The organism is Chryseobacterium sp. MYb264 (assembly GCF_035974275.1).
Taxonomy (GTDB): Bacteria; Bacteroidota; Bacteroidia; order Flavobacteriales; family Weeksellaceae; genus Chryseobacterium.
The window spans coordinates 1,130,877-1,149,440 of the sequence record NZ_CP142422.1 but is presented as its reverse complement, the minus strand read 5'-3'; the positions used below and the strand labels follow the sequence as shown (position 1 = coordinate 1,149,440).

Here is an 18,564-nt window from a genome sequence, read left to right as displayed (position 1 = left end):
GTGTAAAAACAACCTATGGAATACAAGCAACGGCTGTTGCTGGAAATAGTATATTTTGGAAAAAAGTAAAATAATGAGAAAAATATTTTTAGTTTTTATATTCTTGACAACTTTATATCAATGTCAAGAGAGAAAAAATAGTTGTCCTGATAAAGATAATTATTTTATAAGGAATTCTTTGAAATATAATAGTGAATTTAGTATGTATGAATATGTAAATAAAAAATCAGAAGATAGATTTATCCTGATTAATAAAAACTCTAATAACTGTTTTATTAATAAAAATTCTTTACTTTCTACTAATGAAATTGAAAATTATGCAACAAATTTTATTAAAAGAACGAAGAATGGATTCTATTATTCCTTTGAGTATGGTAATAGGTATCATTATGAATATGAAGTATATTTTGAATATGTAAATGGTGATTTCTATCTAAATCAAATAGTGCAAAAATTTTCAGATTTAGCAAATCCTAATTCAATAAGAACAAAAAGAATTCCAGTTTCAAAAATAAAATTTATTTTATTTGATATTCATGAATATCTTTCAAAATAGTTTTTTAAGATTCAAAGAGGTGTAAGTTGTTGGTTTTTAGTTATCTACTCGAAGAGCTGTAAGTAACTTAAAAAAAATACACCGATCACCTGGGGGAATCTGAGGCTGAGTTATTTATATAAAAATAACAGCGTAGAAGTTCTTGAAGAAAATAATTATTATCCTTTTGGATTAATGCATATAAGATCAAGTTTTTCATCAGGAATATTGAGCTATACTTATCGCTATAATGGGAAGGAGCTGCAAATCGTCAACAGTTAATAAAATACTATCTAATTATGAACATGGTCAGATTAAACCTTAATTTATTAGTATTTATTTTGACTACCACTATATCTTTTTATGCTTATGGTCAAAATAATGTAAATTTAATTATATTTATAAATGATGAAATTGTTACAAGTTCTTTAGGCTTAACATTTAACAACAATATATCTCAAAGAGAGTATAAAGTTAGTTACTACCCTGGAAAAGAAATTGAAACTGTCAATAATGATATTTTTAAAGAAGATGTTTTTTTAAAATTTAATTATCAAGGTTTTGATGAAAATCGAAAAATCAAATCATATAATTATAATATTCCTCTTGTTAAAGGTTTATTTTATGATACAAATTACCTAATTGTTAAGATTTACAATTTAGATATAAAGCGATATAAAAAAAGATATTGTAAATTTAAAGATGATTATGTTGTAGAGTTTAAAAACCGAAGATATTATCAAGATATTGTTCAGTGTAAATAAAAACTCCCCCCCCGCTGCCGCACGAATCCTTTCGTGTGGCATTTTTATTATCCAATAATTTCTTAAAAGTTTTTATCTTTATAAAAATATAATGATGAGTCATCATTATAAGTTCTACAATCCTTGGGGTATATTTCATAAGTTTTGCTAAATATTTTAAATGATTTTGGTTATTAAACCACACGATGCAATCGTGCGGCAGCGAGGGGTTTGGGCAGAGTTCATATAGTAAATATGATACTATTTAGATTGAGTAAAAAAATAAAAATATAGTTTGATAGCTGGCTGCGATTAAAAAGGTAGAATTACAAATCATCATTTATAAGCTGGATTTATAAACTGAAATGGGAGATTCTGTATACACGTTTTTCCATGATTGCTTTCCATTTTTTTTGACGTAGTTTTTAATAATATGGTAACCAATAAAATATCCGATAGCCCCCGGTAATTCTGGAGAAATTGAAAATGACCTACTTCTAAATTGGTTAATAATTTTTTGATCTGTGGAAAATTTATTTTTATTAAAAAAATCTGCAATTAATTTTTCGTTGGCCATGCATTCTAAAAGCTCGTTCTCAGAATATCCTAAATGTTCGGCAAGTGAGTATTTATTTTTCCAGTAAAGCTCATTAACGTATACAGCTAATCCCTCATCTATAATACTCTTTAAAGCAGTTGTATCATTAAACATATTATTATTGGAATAAATTTGATGAGACAGTTCATGTGGAAAGTTTTTAATTATATTTTTTATAGAAGAATTATTTTTATGGGCTAAATCAATTAACATTGTTCCGTCTGAAAATCCTCCCATATCCGTCCAGGCTGCTCCATAGACAATATACCAAGTTCCCTTAGGCTCGTAACGGGTAATATTGGAAATTTCTTTTTGGATCTTTTTTAATTCATCGCTTAAGTGAGGAATATTAATATTTTTGTTTTCATATTCAAACATATTATTTCTATACCATTTAATAAATTCTTTCTCGTCGCCCATATAACCCCTCCAAAAATTTTGATAAGGTTTGAATACTATTTTACTAATTAAATGATCATTCTGTGTCGAATCACTGTTTTTAGATATATGATGAAGTGTTTTAATTTCCAATTGAGCTAAATCAATGATCTTAAATTCAGATTGTTGAGAATAGATCACATTAATTGCCATTATCGTTATGAATAAACCCAGTATCTTTATTTTTAAATTCATGAATTAAGTTGTAGTTAATGATTAAAAGTTAAAATTTAAAAGTAGGGATTATTTTTTGATATTTTTACGGTAATAGCAGGTATATTTAGGTCTTTGAACTCATATATTCGTAGTTTGTAAGCAATAACAAATCATCTCCGGCGTACAAATTACTGACTTGAAGTAGTAGTTTAGGAGTAAGTGAACTGACGAGATTTAGTGGAATACAAGAAAATGGCAAGGAATTGTAACAGACGGAGGGTATGATTTTTTTGGTGAGCATTAATCAGGCATTTCTTTCTCCGGTACTAATAGATCAGATCATTTAACAAAACTTTAAATACCATATCCACTCACCGCGGCATCATATTTTCTTTTCACAATACTTGTAAACACCAAAATATAAAATTATGTCAAAGAAAATCGCCATTCTGGCAACCCACGGATTTGAGGAAAGTGAATTATCATCCCCAAAAGAGCATTTGGAACAGCAGGGCTGGACAGCACACATCATCAGCCCTGAATCGGGGAGGATTAAAGCCTGGGCTGAAAAAGACTGGGGAAAAGAGTATAATGTCGATAAAACCTTAGATGAAGCCAGTGCTTCGGATTACGATGCGTTGGTATTACCGGGTGGAGTTATCAATCCCGATCAGTTGAGAACCAATGACAAGGCTTTAAGCTTTGTGAAAGACTTTTTCCAGCAGCATAAACCGGTAGCGGCCATTTGCCACGGACCACAAATTTTAATCAGCGCTGAGGTCGTGGAAGGAAGAAATCTAACTTCGGTAGATTCCATCAGTAAAGATTTAAAAAATGCAGGAGCGAATTGGGAAGATCGTGAGGTAGTTGTTGATAATGGTTTAGTGACCAGCAGAACTCCGGATGATCTGCCGGCTTTCAATGCAAAAATGGTTGAAGAAATCAGGGAAGGAAGGCATTAACCTGCGGTAGATCGTTATTCACCGGAGTTTATCCCGAAAAACTGGGAAGTAGTCTGTTCATTCTGTAAGAAACGAATCAGCATATAATGGGATAGAAGATATACATTTTCTAATTTTTTAGGAATGAGAGCAATGCACAGGACGGGTTGCTCTGAAACAAGATTTTCAGAGCAAATTCACATGTAAAAACCTTATGATTATTAAATTATTGATATAAGCAGATTGACTAATAATTGATATCTATAAGTCTTTCTGCTTATATTTTTTATTTATAAGTAATAATGCTTATATTTGCAAAATGATAGCGGTCATTACCGGAGATATTATAAATTCACAGCATGCAGACACTGAAGTTTGGATCACCAAACTCAAAAATCTTCTCGAAAAATGGGGAAGCACTCCACAGATATGGGAAATCTACAGAGGAGATGAATTTCAGTTTAAATGCAATATAGACGACGTTTTTTGGCACTTCTTAGCCATAAAATCATTAATAAAAAGTCAGGAAAACTTAGATGTAAGAATAGCGATTGGAATTGGGGATGAAAATTTTTCATCTGAAAAAATCACCGAATCCAACGGGACTGCTTATGTGAATTCCGGAAGGTTGCTGAACGACCTTAAAAATGACGGGCCTACAGTTTCCATCAAGACCTCCAGCAATTCTGTAGACCGTGATCTCAATATATTGCTGAAATGGTCTTCCAAGGATTTTGACAACTGGACCATGGCTACTTCCGAAATTATTCATGAAATGATCATGAACAGAGATAGTACACAGGAAGATTTGGCCAGAAAATTTAATATTTCTCAATCTTCCGTGAGCCAGAGACTGAAACGCGCCAACTACGAACTTATCGTGGAAACCAATCAATATTTTAGAAAGAAAATTTCAGAACTGTAAGCATGGTTTTTATTAAACTCATATTGGTACCTGTACTCGGAGACTTAGTTCTTCAGCCAAATTCATGGGTTACAGAGAAGAATGTTCTTAAACCGGTGAGTGTTTTTTTATACCTTAAAATATTGATGGAGATGGTTGTAAGTTTTATTTTCCTTTGGAATCTGAAACAGCTCCCTGTTGCAGCAGTCTTCATGATGGGAGACGGCCTGAAAGAACCGGATGCCCGGGAAATCTCAGTGACAGCTGTGAATAGGGAAATGAGATCAGTGTTTTAACGGGAATTTTAATTAAAATAATATAAATCTAATAAAAAGTAATTTTTGAAAATGGAAAAGTTAGAAATGTTGTACGAAGGTAAAGCAAAACAGGTATTTGCTACCGATAATCCTAATGAAGTAGTTGTTCGTTTTAAAGACGATGCTACAGCATTTAACGCTCAGAAAAGAGGTTCTGTAGATCTGAAAGGGGAGATGAATAATGCCATCACTACATTGATCTTCGAATATTTAAATGAAAAAGGGATTAAAACTCATTTCATTAAACAATTAGACGAGAGAGAGCAATTGGTGAAAAAAGTATCCATTATTCCTTTGGAAATGGTGGTGAGAAACTATTCTGCGGGAAGCATGGCTCAGAGATTGGGCGTGGAAGAAGGAATTAAATCTCCGGTAACCATCTTCGATATCTGCTATAAAAAGGATGAATTGGGAGATCCGCTTATCAATGATCACCACGCCGTTTTCTTAGGCGCTGCAACGTATGAAGAGCTTGACGAAATGTATGAATTAACTTCAGACATCAACGACATCTTAATCGATCTTTTCGACAAAATGAACATCATCCTGGTAGACTTTAAAATTGAATTAGGAAAAACGGCTGACGGAGAAATTATCCTGGCAGATGAGATTTCACCTGATACCTGCAGACTTTGGGATAAAGATACGATGAAGAAACTGGATAAAGACAGATTCAGAAGAGATCTTGGTGAAGTTACTGAAGCTTACGTGGAGATCTACAACAGATTGAAAACTGTACTTAATAAGTAAGATTTCAGATGTTAGACATCAGATGCTAGATTTTGGCTCTGAAAATGATTTGTTATTTAACAAAATTAAATTGAAGTTAGTTTAGTCTAAAATCTGATATCTGACTTCTAATATCTATAATAGAAAAAATAGAAATGAAAAGTTTAGACATTCATAAAAGTGAATATTTAAAACAGTTTGAAACCCAAACCTACGGAAGAAATCTCTTCAGAACGCAGGAAGAAGAAAGGTTGGACGCTCCGAATGAAGAGTGTGGGATCTTCGGAATGTATTCTGATAACGATCTGGATACGTTTTCGCTTTCTCAGTTCGGGCTTTTTGCACTTCAGCACAGAGGTCAGGAAGCTTGTGGTATTTCTGTTCTTAAAGACGGAAAAATCACCAATATGAAAGATGAAGGATTAGTTTTGGATGTTTATAAAGAGATCCCGGATCCTGAGACTTTTATGGGAAATTCGGCAATCGGACATACGCGTTATACGACTGCGGGAGACAAGAAGAAATATAATTTCCAGCCATTTTTCGCAAAAAACGAATATGACCAGATTATACTTTCTATCGCACATAATGGTAATTTAACCAATGCGAAAGAGCTAAAGGCTCAGTTGGAAGCGGAAGGCGTGGTTTTCAGAGCAACTTCTGATTCTGAGGTTATCTTAAGATTGATCCAGAAAAATCTTGATTTAGGACTTCGTGGGGCTATTAAAGCAACGATGGAGAAGATTGAAGGAGCCTATTCTGTGGTGGGAATGACGAGAAATAAATTCTTTGCATTCAGAGATTTCAACGGAATCAGACCTTTGGTGTTGGGAGCAATCAACGAAAATTCTTATGTTGTAGCTTCAGAATCTGTGGCTTTAGATGCTGTGGGAGCACAGTATGTACGAGATATTTTACCGGGAGAGATTATTTATACTAATGAAAATGAGCCTGGAAAACTTCACTCGATCATGGTAGATGAAAAGAAAGCAAAACAGAGAATCTGTTCTTTCGAATACATTTATTTTGCGAGACCCGACTCGTCTTTAGAAAATATCAACGTATATGAAATCAGAGAAAAATCCGGGGAGAAAATCTGGGAACAGGCTCCTGTGGATGCCGACGTGGTAATTGGAGTGCCTGATTCCGGAGTGCCTGCGGCTATTGGTTTTTCTAAGGCTTCAGGAATTCCTTTCCGTCCTGTTTTAATTAAAAACAGATATATTGGAAGAAGCTTCATCGTCCCGACTCAGGAAATGAGAGAAAGAATTGTCAACCTGAAACTGAATCCGATTATTTCTGAGATCAAAGATAAAAGGGTGGTGATTATTGATGATTCTATCGTTCGTGGGACGACATCTAAAAGATTGGTGAAAATCCTTAAAGAGGCTGGTGTAAAAGAAATCCACTTCAGAAGTGTTTCTCCACCAATTATTGCCCCTTGTTATTTGGGAATTGATACCCCTTCAAAAGATGACCTTATTTCAGCCAATATGACGACTGAGCAGTTGAGAGACTATCTGGGCGTAGATTCTCTTGAGTTTTTAAGTACCGATAACCTGAAAGTAATTTTAGGCTCTGCTAATCACTGCTTCGGATGTTTTACAGAAGAATATCCTGTAGGCAAAGGTGAAGAAGTAGAACTGTTTAATTAATTTTTTGAATCATAAAACCTGTTTTGCAGTTTTATCTTTAGATAGCCTGCTTATCTTTGGTTTTTTATATGGTTTTTATTTCCTGTTTTTAGATCTGGAATTCCCAGTCTTATGATAGAAATAATCTTTAATGCAATATAAAATATACAGGTTCTCAAATAAACGAAAGGTCAGACTAGCAGTCTGACCTTTTCATTTGAAATTAAAATTGGTTATATATGAATGTTAAAAAATGCTTAAAATTTATAATTCAGTCCAAGCTGGAAAACTCTGTTGGTATTAACATTTTTCTCACCTTCAGGAACGCCTGAATTATTTGCGAAGTGAGTGAAACTGTTCACATATCTCGCATTAATACCAAGATTCTTTGTAAAGTAATATCCAAGACCCAGTCCCATCCCTACATTAAATTTCTTCATCAAATCCTTATCTATACTCTCAGAATTGGATTGTGTCTGAGTAGCGGTATTACTACCCGTTGTAGTTGTTACTCTGGTCTCACCTTTGTTTTTTCCATCCAGGAAATAGCTGAACTCAGGTCCGGCTTCCACATAGAAATTATCTGCCGGCTTAAATTGCATCATCAGAGGTACTGAAATATAATTCAGTGAAGTGGTAAAATCCTTTTGTGTTCTTACCTTTGTATTCCCTGTAGTGAACTCAGTGTCTGAAACAACACTTTTGGCTCCCAGCTGGTTGTATAAAACTTCGGGCTGAACAGCAAATTTCTCAGATAAAGGAATATTTACAAAAACCCCTGCGTTAAATCCTATTTTTTGATTCTTGGCACTTAACTGCTGCTCGCTGAACTGACTTGCATTTCCCCCTCCTTTAATACCAAAACGTACAGGCTCTTTAGGCTTATTAACATTCACTGCTGATGCTGTTGTTCTAACTTCCTGTGTCTCCTGTGCAAAAGTTAAGGTACCCGCAACCATTGCCATTCCTAAAAATAACTTATTCATAATTTTGTTTTTTAATTTTACTATTTAAATGCTGTCTAATCGTTTAATCAGACATGCTGTTATTTTGCAAAATGCTTGCCAAACTGTTAATGTGTTGTTTGTTATGTGGATACGGGCGTTTTTTAACAGTTTAAAATAGTCTTTTTTTCATATTTTAATAAATAAATTATCCTGTTTAATTTGTTTTTTGTGAATTAATTTTAATTAAAATGTGAAAAATAACGATATGGGGAGATATATTTAAAAGAGTAGAAAAAGGAAGCTGAGATCAGATGATGAAATGAAATCGTTAAAAATAGCATATGTATTAGCCACGAATGCACGAATATTTTTATTTCCCGCAGATGGCTCGGATTCCACAAATTTTACAGATGCTGCTGTTGGCTTTTTCGCAAAGCCGCAAAGATATTTTTTTATACTCTATGCTTTTAAGGCGCAAGGATTTTATCGAAGATAAAATTGAGGGCTGAAAAATAATCGCCACGAATGCACGAATTTTATTTCCCATGGATTACACAGGTTTTCCACAGATGATATCGTTGATTTTTTATTGCTTCAACTTTGTGGACTTTTATCAATGGAACGGCTTGGTGAGACTTAAAACGAGTAGTAGTAAATAACCTTTGAGGACTTTGTGTTCAAATAATAAAAGCATACAGCAAGGCTATCATTTGCTGAGTAGAACGCCGTTGCGAACGGAAAATCAGCAGTATTAAAATAATTAAATCTTTGCGAACTTAGTGTTAAAAATACTTATTAGCCACGAATGCACGAATATTTTTATTTCCCGCAGATGGCTCGGATTCCTCAAATTTTACAGATGCTGCTGTTGGCTTTTTCGCAAAGCCGCAAAGATATTTTTTTATACTCTATGCTTTTAAGGCGCAAGGATTTTATCGAAGATAAAATTGAGGGCTGAAAAATAATCGCCACGAATGCACGAATTTTATTTCCCATGGATTACACAGGTTTTCCACAGATGATATCGTTGATTTTTTATTGCTTCAACTTTGTGGACTTTTATCAATGGAACGGCTTGGTGAGACTTAAAACGAGTAGTAGTAAATAACCTTTGAGGACTTTGTGTTCAAATAATAAAAGCATACAGCAAGGCTATCATTTGCTGAGTAGAACGCCGTTGCGAACGGAAAATCAGCAGTATTAAAATAATTAAATCTTTGCGAACTTAGTGTTAAAAATACTTATTAGCCACGAATGCGCGAATATTTTTATTTCCCGCAGCTGGCTCGGATTCCTCAAATTTTACAGATGCTGCTGTTGGCTTTTCGCAAAGCCGCAAAGATATTTTTTAATACTCTATGTTTTTAAGCCGCAAGGATTTTATCGAAGATAAAATGGAGGGCTAAAAAATAATCGCCACGAATGCGCTCATTTTATTTCCCACGGATCGCACAGATTTTCCAGATGAAATCGTTGATTTTTTATTGCTTCAACTTTGTGGACTTTTATCAATAGAACGGCTAGGTGAGACTTAAAACGGGAGTTGTCAAAAAACTTGGTGGGGCTTCGTGTTCAATATATAAAGTGTAAGGAAAAGAATCTGCAAGAGCAAAAAATAAAATGAAAATTTCAATCCAGGTAATCAAAACGTTCTGATCGGTACCCCAGTTTCGTACTTGGTCTGCTATGATGCTGTTGATGTTTTTATGGCTTAGTCTTCGGTGATGATACCCAACTCCCTGGTCATTGGGATGACATGGTAAATGAAAAGACCTGACTGTAAATAAGCCAGGCCTTTTCTATTGAAATCAAAATTTGTTACTTGAATTTATAAGATAATCCAACCTGGAATACATTGTTTTTCCCTTCAATTTGTTCTCCTTCGATTTTTTTCGTAATATCTGTTACACCTGCAACATATCTGGCATTAATCCCGATGTTTTTAGTAATGTAATAACCTGCTCCTAAACCAATGCCAAAATCAAAACCTTTCACCAGATCATTTGCGCTTTCTGAGTAATTATTGTATTTTAACTTCGAGCCAGCTAGGAAGCTGAATTGAGGGCCTGCTTCAAGATAAAGATTCGGAAGCGCATTATACTGAAACATAATAGGCACAGAGATATAGCTTAGATTTATCTTCATATTAGAGTCAATGTCAGAAACCGCTCCAACTCCATTGAATAATATTTCCGGCTGAACACTGAAGTTTTTCGCTACAGGAACATTCAGAAAAGCTCCACCATAAAATCCTGCTTTGGAATTAGTGTCACCTCCTGAAATGTTGGAGACATTTAAACCTGCTTTTAAACCTAAAGTTTGCGCAAATGAAAGGGTACATGCAAGTAATGCCGCACTTAATAATAATTTTTTCATAACTGTTTAATGTTTTTTTTATGTATCTTCAACTTATCAAATTTCTTGCCAAACTGTTAAATGAAATATAAGGTTATGTTAAGATAAGCTTAAAGATGAGTGTTTCTGGGGACTATTGTCAGTAAAACGGCATTGCCTCAATTATAAAATTAATTTAATTTGAATTAGCGCAACTTTGTTTTGTAAGCCTTAAAACAGGTAGAAGTAAAGAAACTCAGAGAACTTTGTATTCAAAATAATAAAAGTATACGACAGGGTTATCACTTGCTGAATGGAACGCCGTTACGAAAGGAAAATAAGCAGTGTCATTAAAAAATATCCTAGCGAACTTGGCGTTAAGAATAATGATTAGCAACAAATGCACGAATATTTTAATTTCCCACAGATGGAAGATTTTCAGATGCTGCTGTTGATTTTTTATTGCTTCAACTTTTCGGTCTTTTATCAGTAAAACGGCTTGGTGGGTCTTAAATCGATTACTAGTAAAGACCCTTAGAGAACTTGGTGTTCAAATAATAAGAGCTATGACAGGGCTATCATTTGCTGAGTAGAACGCCCTTGCGAATGCAAAATCAACAATATTATTTAAAAATATCATGACGAACTTAGCGTTAAAAATAATGATTTGCTACGAATGTACGAATATTTTATTTCCCGCAGATTGCCAGATTTTCGCAGATGATATCGTTGATTTCCTTTGTTTAACCTTTGCGGTCTTTTACAGGTAGAACGGTTGGGTGAGACTTAAAACGGGAGTTGTCAAAAAACTTGGGGGCTCTGTGTTCAATATTTAAAGTGTAAGGAAAAGAATCTCCATCATTTGCAAAATCTGCGAGAGCAAAAAATTTCATCTTACGTGATCTAAACTTTTTTGCCTAGTCCCCAACTTTTATACTTGATGCACTAACTTCCAATTTCCCCCGGATCGCAGATTTCGCAGATGTTGATTGACAGGTCTTTATTTTTCAGAAAGGATCTAGCCGCAAAAAAAAGCTGCCCGAAATGGACAGCTTTTAAAATTTGTTATATGAAGAAACTTTGTATTATTTGAATTTGAAGGCTAAACCTACCTGGAAAACGTTATTTCTTACGGCATCTCCCGAGTTATTTTTGAAAATATCTGTTACACCAGCGGTATATCTCGCTGTAAGTCCTAAATTATCTGTGAAATAATATCCTGCACCGATCCCGATTCCAAAATTGAAAGTCTGAAAATCATCTTTATTTAAAGATGTGGTGGTAGATCCGTTGGAATTTCCGTTCGTTGAGCTTTTCAATTTATCATTTGCACTTACAAGGAAACCAAATTCTGGACCCGCTTCTAAATACAGGTTTGGAATCACATTATACTGGAACATCACAGGAACGGCAACATATCCAAGATTTCTAGAATACTCAGTTTTGTACTCGCCAACAACTGGAAGATTATTTTTATATGTTACTTTAGAGCCTAGGTCATTATAGATCACCTCCGGCTGAATACTGAAATTTGTGGCTACCGGAATATTGGCAAAAACCCCCGCGTTAAAACCTATTTTAGATTTTGAATCGTCAAGATCAGCACCTTTGCTTAATGAAGAAACGTTCATTCCTCCTTTTATACCGAATGTTACCGGGCTTGAAGATGTTGTGGTTGTCTGTTGCGCGAATGCAAATGAACTTGCTGTTACTGCTAATCCTAAAATTAACTTTTTCATAACTTTAATTTTTTAATATTTACTATTTCTAATTTTAAATTTTACTACTGTCCTGCACTATTCTGCGGAACGCTGAGTATCTTTCAAATTGCTTGCCAAAAATAAAATGAAGCTTAAAATGATAACCGGTAAGCTTTGTTTTTGTTTTTAATATATTGAATTTCAATCTTTTGTTCTGTGTGTTAAATAGCTGTTTATTCCATGCATAATCAATAACTGAGCGAGCATTTGAGGCTTGGACGCGAATGATGAAATTGTCGATTCGTTCAGATCATGGTTGGAAATCACCTGGATTTTATAAGCAGAAAGATGCCTTTTGAACTTTAAATTCCTTTGAATACTGTTTTCTTTTTGAATTACTTTAAAAACCGCGAAGGGAGTGAATATCAGTAACGTCGGGTGAAACCCGATGTATATGAATTCAATGCTATTATAACGCTGAAAAGGGTAAATAATTGAAAGGGAATTTCAAAGATAAAATGGTATAAATCATTAAAAAGGATAAGTCTGCACAATGTTTGTATCACATAGAGTTACCAAAATACTTAAATACGATCATATGAAAGCAGACATTTTAAAGGAAAAACACAGGTTAGGACTCGGTGGAGTTGCCATAGGAACAGCATTTGAACCTTTAACAGACCAAGAGTCTTATGATGTTTTAAAGAAAGCCTGGGATTTAGGAATTCGATATTTTGATACTTCACCTTGGTACGGATTAACAAAAAGTGAAAGACGATTCGGGGATTTTTTACAAAATCAAAATAGAGATGAATTTGTTTTTTCCACAAAAGTAGGTCGCCTGTTTACGGAAGTTCCAGAAAATGAAGTTCCGCCAACGATGTGGAAAGCGCCTTTACCTTTTGATTTTAAACACGATTATACAGCAGACGCCATCAAAAAAAGTATTGAAGAAAGTCTGAAAAGAACGGGGGTATCTCATATCGACATCGTATATGTTCACGACCTTTCGGAAGACCAGGTAGGCGATCGCTATCCCTATTTTCTAAAACAGGCAAAGGAAGGAGCTTTTAAAGTATTATCTAATCTGCGGGATCAGGGTATTATAAAAGCTTGGGGAATGGGGGTTAATAAAATAGAACCCATATTGGACTGTCTTGAATCTGCTGATCCGGATATTTGTCTGTCCGCCACGCAATATTCAATTTTAGAGCATGAAGACGCGGTGGATCGTTTGTTACCTGCGGTGAAAAAAGCAGGCGTAAAATTGGTTTCCGGTGCGGGATATAATTCGGGTTTTATCAACGGAAGACCGAGATATAATTATTCCGATGTAATTCCAAAAGGGATGAGGGAGAAGAGGGATAAAATTAGCGAAATCGCCAAAAGATATCACATCAGTATTGTTGATGCGGCACTTCACTTTGTTTTGGCGGCGGATGAATTTGCAGCGATTATTCCAGGAGCAAGTAAACCGGAGCAGGTACAGGGAAATGTAAATGCTTTAGAAACAAAAATCCCGACAGAATTCTGGAAAGAACTGAAATCTGAAGGATTAATTTATGAAAAGGCTCAACTTCCTGCTTAAATTTTAAAAATAATATCATAAAAGTGTCGGTAAATTTTATCGGCATTTTTTATTTAAACTAAAAATGGATCAGTTTCAAAACTTAGGGAGAAATTGTTTGGATGTATTTTTTGCCACAAATGCACCAATATTTTTATTTCCCACAGATACACGGATTTTCACAGATGATGCTGCTGATCTATTTTTGCTTAATCTTCGTGATCTTTTATAAGTAAAACGGCTTTGTGATACTTAAAACGGGAGTTGTCAAAAAATTGGTGAGGCTTTGTGTTCACGATGTAAAGTGTAAGGAAAAGAATCTGTATCATTCGCAAAATCTGCGAGAGCAAAAAATTTCATATTATATGATCTAAACTTTTTTGCCTAGTCCCCAACTTTTGTACTTAATTCCTAAAAATCCTTTCCCGAAAAGAGAAAGGATCTACACCAAACTATATGAAAAATTATGTCATACAATAAATAAGGACGCAATTGTCTGGGCATCACTTCCTGTTAAAATTTCATCATAAGCCGCCGAACCTGCAGCGGCTCCAAAAGCTGTCGCAGTATTAAATCCGGCCTGATTGGTCACATTTTCACCGGCATACACCGCATTGGTTGCAGACGGCATATTTCCTCCGTCGGAAAGCTCTATCCAGCCTTTATTAGCGCGCATTCTTCTTACCTGAGAGGCATGTCTTGCTTCCACCGAGTGAATTTGCAACGCAGCCTGTAAAATGGCTTTATTAGACATTACATTTCCGGCCTGCCCTTTATACGCTCTTACGCCGGTATCTTCAAAAGCCTGTGCCAGAATTAAAAATTGACTATAATCTGTAAAAGGAGAGAAGCTTCCGTTTACGGTAAAATCAAAGGTCGGTTTTGCACCGGGAGTAACTCCTAGAGAGGTTAACGTACTTTTAAGGAAAGTAACGTGAGCAGATTCATGCTTAGCAATCTGCATAAAAACGGCGCGGTCTGCATTGGGAATTAAAGTTCCGGCAGCCAATCCCATAGCATAGTATTCATTCTCAAGATATTCCAGAACCAAAGCGAGCTGAAGAGCATCAGTTAAAGTATTTTTAAAGGTATCTGAATTTGTTGTACTTACGGTTTCTGCCTTTACAGAAGTGGTCATTAATGCTCCTAATCCAAATGGAACGGCAGCCACAGCGGCTTGTTTTCCAAAGGCTGACATATTTGTAATCGTTTCTAAACGTGAGGTTTCTTTAGTAAAGAATTTATCGTTCGAAAGTTTATCAAGTAATTTTAGAATATTCATAATAATAGATTTAATGGTGAAATAATTATCCGATTCCCTGTTCTTTCCACGTAAAAGAAGTTTTGATAAATCCTCCTGCAGCGGCTACAATATCTTTTGGTTCCTTGGCCAGATCCAATCCGTTTCCATCGATCACATCATCTCCGGAAAAGGCTGCTGTTCCGGGATTGATTAAATTTCTGATGGCAGACGCATGTCTTGCTTCTACAGAAACTATTTTACCTGCGATCACCAGATAATCTCCATTTGTAATATATTTTCCGGCTCCGTTATACGCTGCAACACCTGTGTCTTCAAGGGCTTTTGCAGTGGCTAAAACCGAATTTCTATCATTAAAATTTACATTCGGATACTGAAATTCAAGTTTTGGTAAAACATTAGATGTTACACCGCTAATAGCTGCCTTGAAAAAATCTCTGTGAATCACTTCATGATGATACAAATCTGTGAATAATTCTTTTTCAATACTGGAAATTCCTGCATAAAAATTATTAACCACTTTAGTGTAAAAATCGGCTTCCAGCTGTTCTAACGCATAAGCATAGTTTAATACGCCTACATCTCCTGAGCCCAGATCAAAAACTTTATCGTCCATAAAGTTAAAATCGTCATTATCATCACAACCGATAAACGTAAGCCCGGCAATGGCTAATCCAACGCCGCTCAGTTTCAGAAAGTTTCTTCTGCCTGTATCAAGAGTTGCCCCCTGATTAGAAACATGAATTGTTGTTCTTTTCATAATATTATTTTTAAGTGTTTGATTAATAATTGAGAAAAAGAACAGCATAATTTTATGCTGTTCAAACAACTAATAAAGCCCTAAGGCATTAAAACAGTGTCGATCACGTGAATAACACCGTTTGATTGATTGACGTCCGCAATAGTAACTTTAGCATCATTTCCTTTTGCGTCTCTCACATAAAGATCTTTGCCTTTGGTCCAGAATGTTAATTCTTCGCCTTCTGCTGTTTTCATCATACTTTTTCCATTCCCGGCTTTCACTGCCGCCCAAATTTCTTTAGCATTGAATTTTCCCGGAAGCACATGATAAGTAAGGATTTTTGTAAGCGTAGCTTTATTTTCAGGTTTTACCAGACTTTCCACAGTCCCTTTTGGTAATTTAGCAAAAGCCGCATCTGTAGGAGCCAATACCGTAAAAGGACCTTTTCCCTGTAAAGTTTCAACCAAACCGGCTGCTTTTACCGCTGTAACCAATGTTTTGTGGTCTTTTGAATTAACAGCATTTTCGATAATATTTTTTGAAGGATACATCGCTGCTCCGCCAACCATTACTGTTTTCTCTTTCGTCATCTGTGCAGTTAAATTTCCACTGAAAGCGAATGATAAAACAACCATTCCTGCAACTGCGATTTTTGTTCTTGTGTTCATTGTATTAAATTTTAAGTGTTGTATTGTTTAAATTTTTCCTTGTTAAATTCATTTACGAGGCTGGTTTTAATTCAGATTTAAAAAAGATTGAATTATTTTTCAACTAATTAATAATCAGATAAATAAATTTTATTTTTCGATGAAATTTTATTTAAATATTAATGAATTGTTAAAAAATAAATCCTAAATCAGAGAAATTACAAACGCTTGTTTAATTTTATTAAAAAATTCAAAATTGATTGAAGTATTGTTTGTTATTTGTTTTATTTCATTACATTTGAGACGAAAAACATTCACTATTAAAACAAACTATTCGGAAGAAGAGCTCATCGTTTTACTGAAAGAAAAAAACGAATCTGGTTTTCATTATTTGTATGACCATTATTCTGGTGCGCTGTATGGCGTAATTCTCCGAATTGTTCAGTCTAAAGAATATACGGAAGAAATTATTCAGGATGTTTTCGTTAAAATCTGGAATTCTATTCATCAATACGACTCTTCCAAGGGAAGATTTTACACCTGGATGATCAATATTGCAAGAAACACTGCGATTGATTATTTAAAATCTAAAGGTTTTCAGAATGAACTTAAAAACCAATCGCTTCCGGATTTCGTATATAACTCTGCAGAACTTTCAACGACAAATAATTCATCCGATTTTATTGGATTTAATAAAGTAATTGAAGGGCTGGAAGTCGATAAACAGGAGTTGATTGATTTGGCTTATTATCAGGGATATACCCAACACGAGATATCCGAAAAACTGAAGATACCGCTGGGAACAGTGAAAACCAAAATGAGAAACGCACTGATGAAATTAAAGGATTTGTTAAAAGACTATCAATAAATTGAACACTAAAGAATACATATCATCCGGAATTATAGAATCTTATGTTCTAGGTCACGCTTCAATTGAAGAGGCGGGGATTTTGGAGTGTGTGATGAAAAACAATGCTGAAGTAAAAGCTGCGGTAGAAGAAGCGCAGCAGACATTGGAAAATTTGGCTACAGCACAGAGCGTAACGCCTCCGGACGATTTAAAATCAAAGATTTGGAATAAAATTCAGCAGGAACAGATTGTTGAAGAAGTTAAACCTGCAGTTTCGGTAGATATTCCGGCTGCAAAACCACAAGAAGAGATTAGAATACAAAGCAATAATAATTGGAAAGCCTTTGCTATTGCTGCTTCTGTACTATTTTTAGTAAGCGTGGGAGGGAATATGTTTTGGATGAGCAATCAGTCTAAAATGAAGACCGAGATTGCGGATATGAACAATCATAAAAAATCTCAGGATCTTGCGATGCAGAAAATGAACCGTAAGATGGATATGGCAACCGATCCGAATATGGAAATGGTGATGTTGAACGGTGTTGAAAAGCATACCGATTCCAAAGCCATGGTTTTCTGGAATAGAAAGACGAAAGATGTTTATCTTACCGCCGAAAGTCTTCCAAAAGCACCTGATGGTATGCAATATCAGCTTTGGGCCATTGAAGACGGCAAACCTGTAAATGCAGGAATGTACACGCTTGAAAAAGACAGCGAAATTGCTTTAGCGAATATTTCTAATGCTCAGGCCTTTGCAATTACTTTAGAAAAACAAGGCGGAAGTACGATCCCAACCATGGAAAATATGTACGTGATGGGAGAGATTTAGTTTTAAGTTAAAGATCTTATTTTACATTTTTCTTTTTTAAATCCTCCCAAATTGGTTTATAATCATAGGTAGGATAAAATTCCGTATTAAAAGCTTTCCACGCAGATTTTTCTATAGACAGATTAAAAGTTCTTAATTCCGAAGCCGGAATTTTTACAGTTACAACCTGCCCGATTCCCATCATCACATACCATGATACTACTTTTGCCGATGCGGGAGGAAATGTTTCATAAAATTTATTAGCCTTTAAAATTTCCTGATTTTCAGCTAAATTTTTATCCTGCTGATGTTTCAGAAAAACAGTGATCATAAGGGAGTCGGATTTCTTTTCCTGAGCCGAAATAGTACGGGTCATAAATAGAGAAAAGCAGAAAAGGGCAGTTTTCGCTATAGTTAATTTCATGATGAATAATTTAAATTAAAGGTAAGAAAGATTATTGAACTTAGAGGCTGTTTAAATTTTATTGCCAAAAATTTTTATAGGTATTTTGAGATGGATTTTTTGCTTCGTGTTTGCAGATTTAGCGGGCTAAATCAAAAATAAGAAGTGAGAAATACGCTCAAAAGAGCATCAAAATGGAGCAAAGATCAACTTCAATAAGAATAATAAATAAAACGGTAAAATTTTAAACAGGCTCTTACATTCTGGATATGTATTTTTCTGACTGGAGCTTGGTTCTGAAAAATTAAAT

Annotated in this window: 18 protein-coding genes; 10 read left to right on the top strand and 8 right to left on the bottom strand. The window is 34.8% G+C overall.

Annotation, left to right across the window (positions count from 1 at the left end; translation table 11 throughout):
• Positions 1 to 73 precede the first annotated feature (73 nt).
• Positions 74 to 556: a hypothetical protein gene (locus tag VUJ46_RS05080; protein WP_326983916.1), complete on the top strand. Its 483-nt coding sequence runs from the start codon at positions 74 to 76 to the stop codon at positions 554 to 556.
• 278 nt (positions 557 to 834) lie between these two features.
• Positions 835 to 1,299, top strand: a complete 465-nt coding sequence (locus VUJ46_RS05075) for a hypothetical protein (RefSeq protein ID WP_326983915.1) — start codon at positions 835 to 837, stop codon at positions 1,297 to 1,299.
• A gap of 319 nt (positions 1,300 to 1,618) precedes the next feature.
• On the opposite strand, the gene VUJ46_RS05070 is transcribed toward VUJ46_RS05075, so the two are convergent.
• Positions 1,619 to 2,509, bottom strand: a complete 891-nt coding sequence (locus tag VUJ46_RS05070; protein WP_326983914.1) for a cyclin family protein — start codon at positions 2,507 to 2,509, stop codon at positions 1,619 to 1,621.
• A gap of 389 nt (positions 2,510 to 2,898) precedes the next feature.
• On the opposite strand from VUJ46_RS05070, the gene VUJ46_RS05065 reads away from it, so the two are divergent.
• From VUJ46_RS05065 to purF, 5 genes are all read left to right on the top strand, one after another.
• The gene (locus VUJ46_RS05065; protein WP_326983913.1) at positions 2,899 to 3,432 is read left to right on the top strand and encodes a type 1 glutamine amidotransferase domain-containing protein; all 534 of its coding nucleotides are present in this window, start codon (positions 2,899 to 2,901) and stop codon (positions 3,430 to 3,432) included.
• 298 nt (positions 3,433 to 3,730) lie between these two features.
• Positions 3,731 to 4,336, top strand: coding sequence for a SatD family protein (locus VUJ46_RS05060; protein ID WP_326983912.1), 606 nt, complete (start codon positions 3,731 to 3,733; stop codon positions 4,334 to 4,336).
• Positions 4,337 to 4,338: 2 nt separating this feature from the next.
• Positions 4,339 to 4,611, top strand: a complete 273-nt coding sequence (locus tag VUJ46_RS05055; protein WP_326983911.1) for a DUF3307 domain-containing protein — start codon at positions 4,339 to 4,341, stop codon at positions 4,609 to 4,611.
• A 51-nt stretch (positions 4,612 to 4,662) separates the two neighbouring features.
• Entirely contained in the window at positions 4,663 to 5,382 is a 720-nt protein-coding gene (purC, locus tag VUJ46_RS05050; RefSeq protein WP_326983910.1) for a phosphoribosylaminoimidazolesuccinocarboxamide synthase, read from the top strand.
• Positions 5,383 to 5,516: 134 nt separating this feature from the next.
• Positions 5,517 to 7,016: an amidophosphoribosyltransferase gene (gene purF / locus VUJ46_RS05045; protein ID WP_326983909.1), complete on the top strand. Its 1,500-nt coding sequence runs from the start codon at positions 5,517 to 5,519 to the stop codon at positions 7,014 to 7,016.
• 236 nt (positions 7,017 to 7,252) lie between these two features.
• Here purF and VUJ46_RS05040 read toward each other — a convergent pair whose 3' ends face one another.
• The 3 genes from VUJ46_RS05040 to VUJ46_RS05030 form a co-directional block, all read right to left on the bottom strand.
• Positions 7,253 to 7,981 carry a porin family protein gene (locus VUJ46_RS05040; protein ID WP_326983908.1) on the bottom strand — a complete coding sequence of 243 codons (729 nt, stop codon included), beginning with the start codon at positions 7,979 to 7,981 and terminating at the stop codon, positions 7,253 to 7,255.
• Positions 7,982 to 9,760: 1,779 nt separating this feature from the next.
• Positions 9,761 to 10,318: a porin family protein gene (locus tag VUJ46_RS05035; RefSeq protein ID WP_326983907.1), complete on the bottom strand. Its 558-nt coding sequence runs from the start codon at positions 10,316 to 10,318 to the stop codon at positions 9,761 to 9,763.
• Between the two features lie 1,043 nt (positions 10,319 to 11,361).
• Positions 11,362 to 12,015, bottom strand: coding sequence for a porin family protein (locus tag VUJ46_RS05030; RefSeq protein WP_326983906.1), 654 nt, complete (start codon positions 12,013 to 12,015; stop codon positions 11,362 to 11,364).
• Between the two features lie 559 nt (positions 12,016 to 12,574).
• Here VUJ46_RS05030 and VUJ46_RS05025 point away from each other — a divergent pair.
• Complete coding sequence (locus VUJ46_RS05025) at positions 12,575 to 13,564, top strand: aldo/keto reductase (RefSeq protein ID WP_326983905.1); 990 nt, start codon at positions 12,575 to 12,577, stop codon at positions 13,562 to 13,564.
• 448 nt (positions 13,565 to 14,012) lie between these two features.
• On the opposite strand, the gene VUJ46_RS05020 is transcribed toward VUJ46_RS05025, so the two are convergent.
• The 3 genes from VUJ46_RS05020 to VUJ46_RS05010 form a co-directional block, all read right to left on the bottom strand.
• Complete coding sequence (locus VUJ46_RS05020; protein ID WP_326983904.1) at positions 14,013 to 14,825, bottom strand: ferritin-like domain-containing protein; 813 nt, start codon at positions 14,823 to 14,825, stop codon at positions 14,013 to 14,015.
• Between the two features lie 25 nt (positions 14,826 to 14,850).
• On the bottom strand, positions 14,851 to 15,564 hold the full coding sequence (locus VUJ46_RS05015) for a ferritin-like domain-containing protein (RefSeq protein ID WP_326983903.1): 714 nt from the start codon (positions 15,562 to 15,564) through the stop codon (positions 14,851 to 14,853).
• 80 nt (positions 15,565 to 15,644) lie between these two features.
• A complete protein-coding gene (locus tag VUJ46_RS05010) occupies positions 15,645 to 16,214 on the bottom strand; it encodes a fasciclin domain-containing protein (protein WP_326983902.1) in 570 nt (189 codons plus the stop codon).
• A 277-nt stretch (positions 16,215 to 16,491) separates the two neighbouring features.
• On the opposite strand from VUJ46_RS05010, the gene VUJ46_RS05005 reads away from it, so the two are divergent.
• Together VUJ46_RS05005 and VUJ46_RS05000 are read left to right on the top strand one after the other, a co-directional pair.
• The gene (locus VUJ46_RS05005; RefSeq protein WP_326983901.1) at positions 16,492 to 17,061 is read left to right on the top strand and encodes an RNA polymerase sigma factor; all 570 of its coding nucleotides are present in this window, start codon (positions 16,492 to 16,494) and stop codon (positions 17,059 to 17,061) included.
• Between the two features lies 1 nt (position 17,062).
• Positions 17,063 to 17,872, top strand: a complete 810-nt coding sequence (locus tag VUJ46_RS05000; RefSeq protein WP_326983900.1) for an anti-sigma factor — start codon at positions 17,063 to 17,065, stop codon at positions 17,870 to 17,872.
• Between the two features lie 16 nt (positions 17,873 to 17,888).
• Here the strand turns inward: VUJ46_RS05000 and VUJ46_RS04995 are convergent, their stop codons facing one another.
• A complete protein-coding gene (locus tag VUJ46_RS04995) occupies positions 17,889 to 18,275 on the bottom strand; it encodes a hypothetical protein (RefSeq protein WP_326983899.1) in 387 nt (128 codons plus the stop codon).
• Positions 18,276 to 18,564 lie beyond the last annotated feature (289 nt).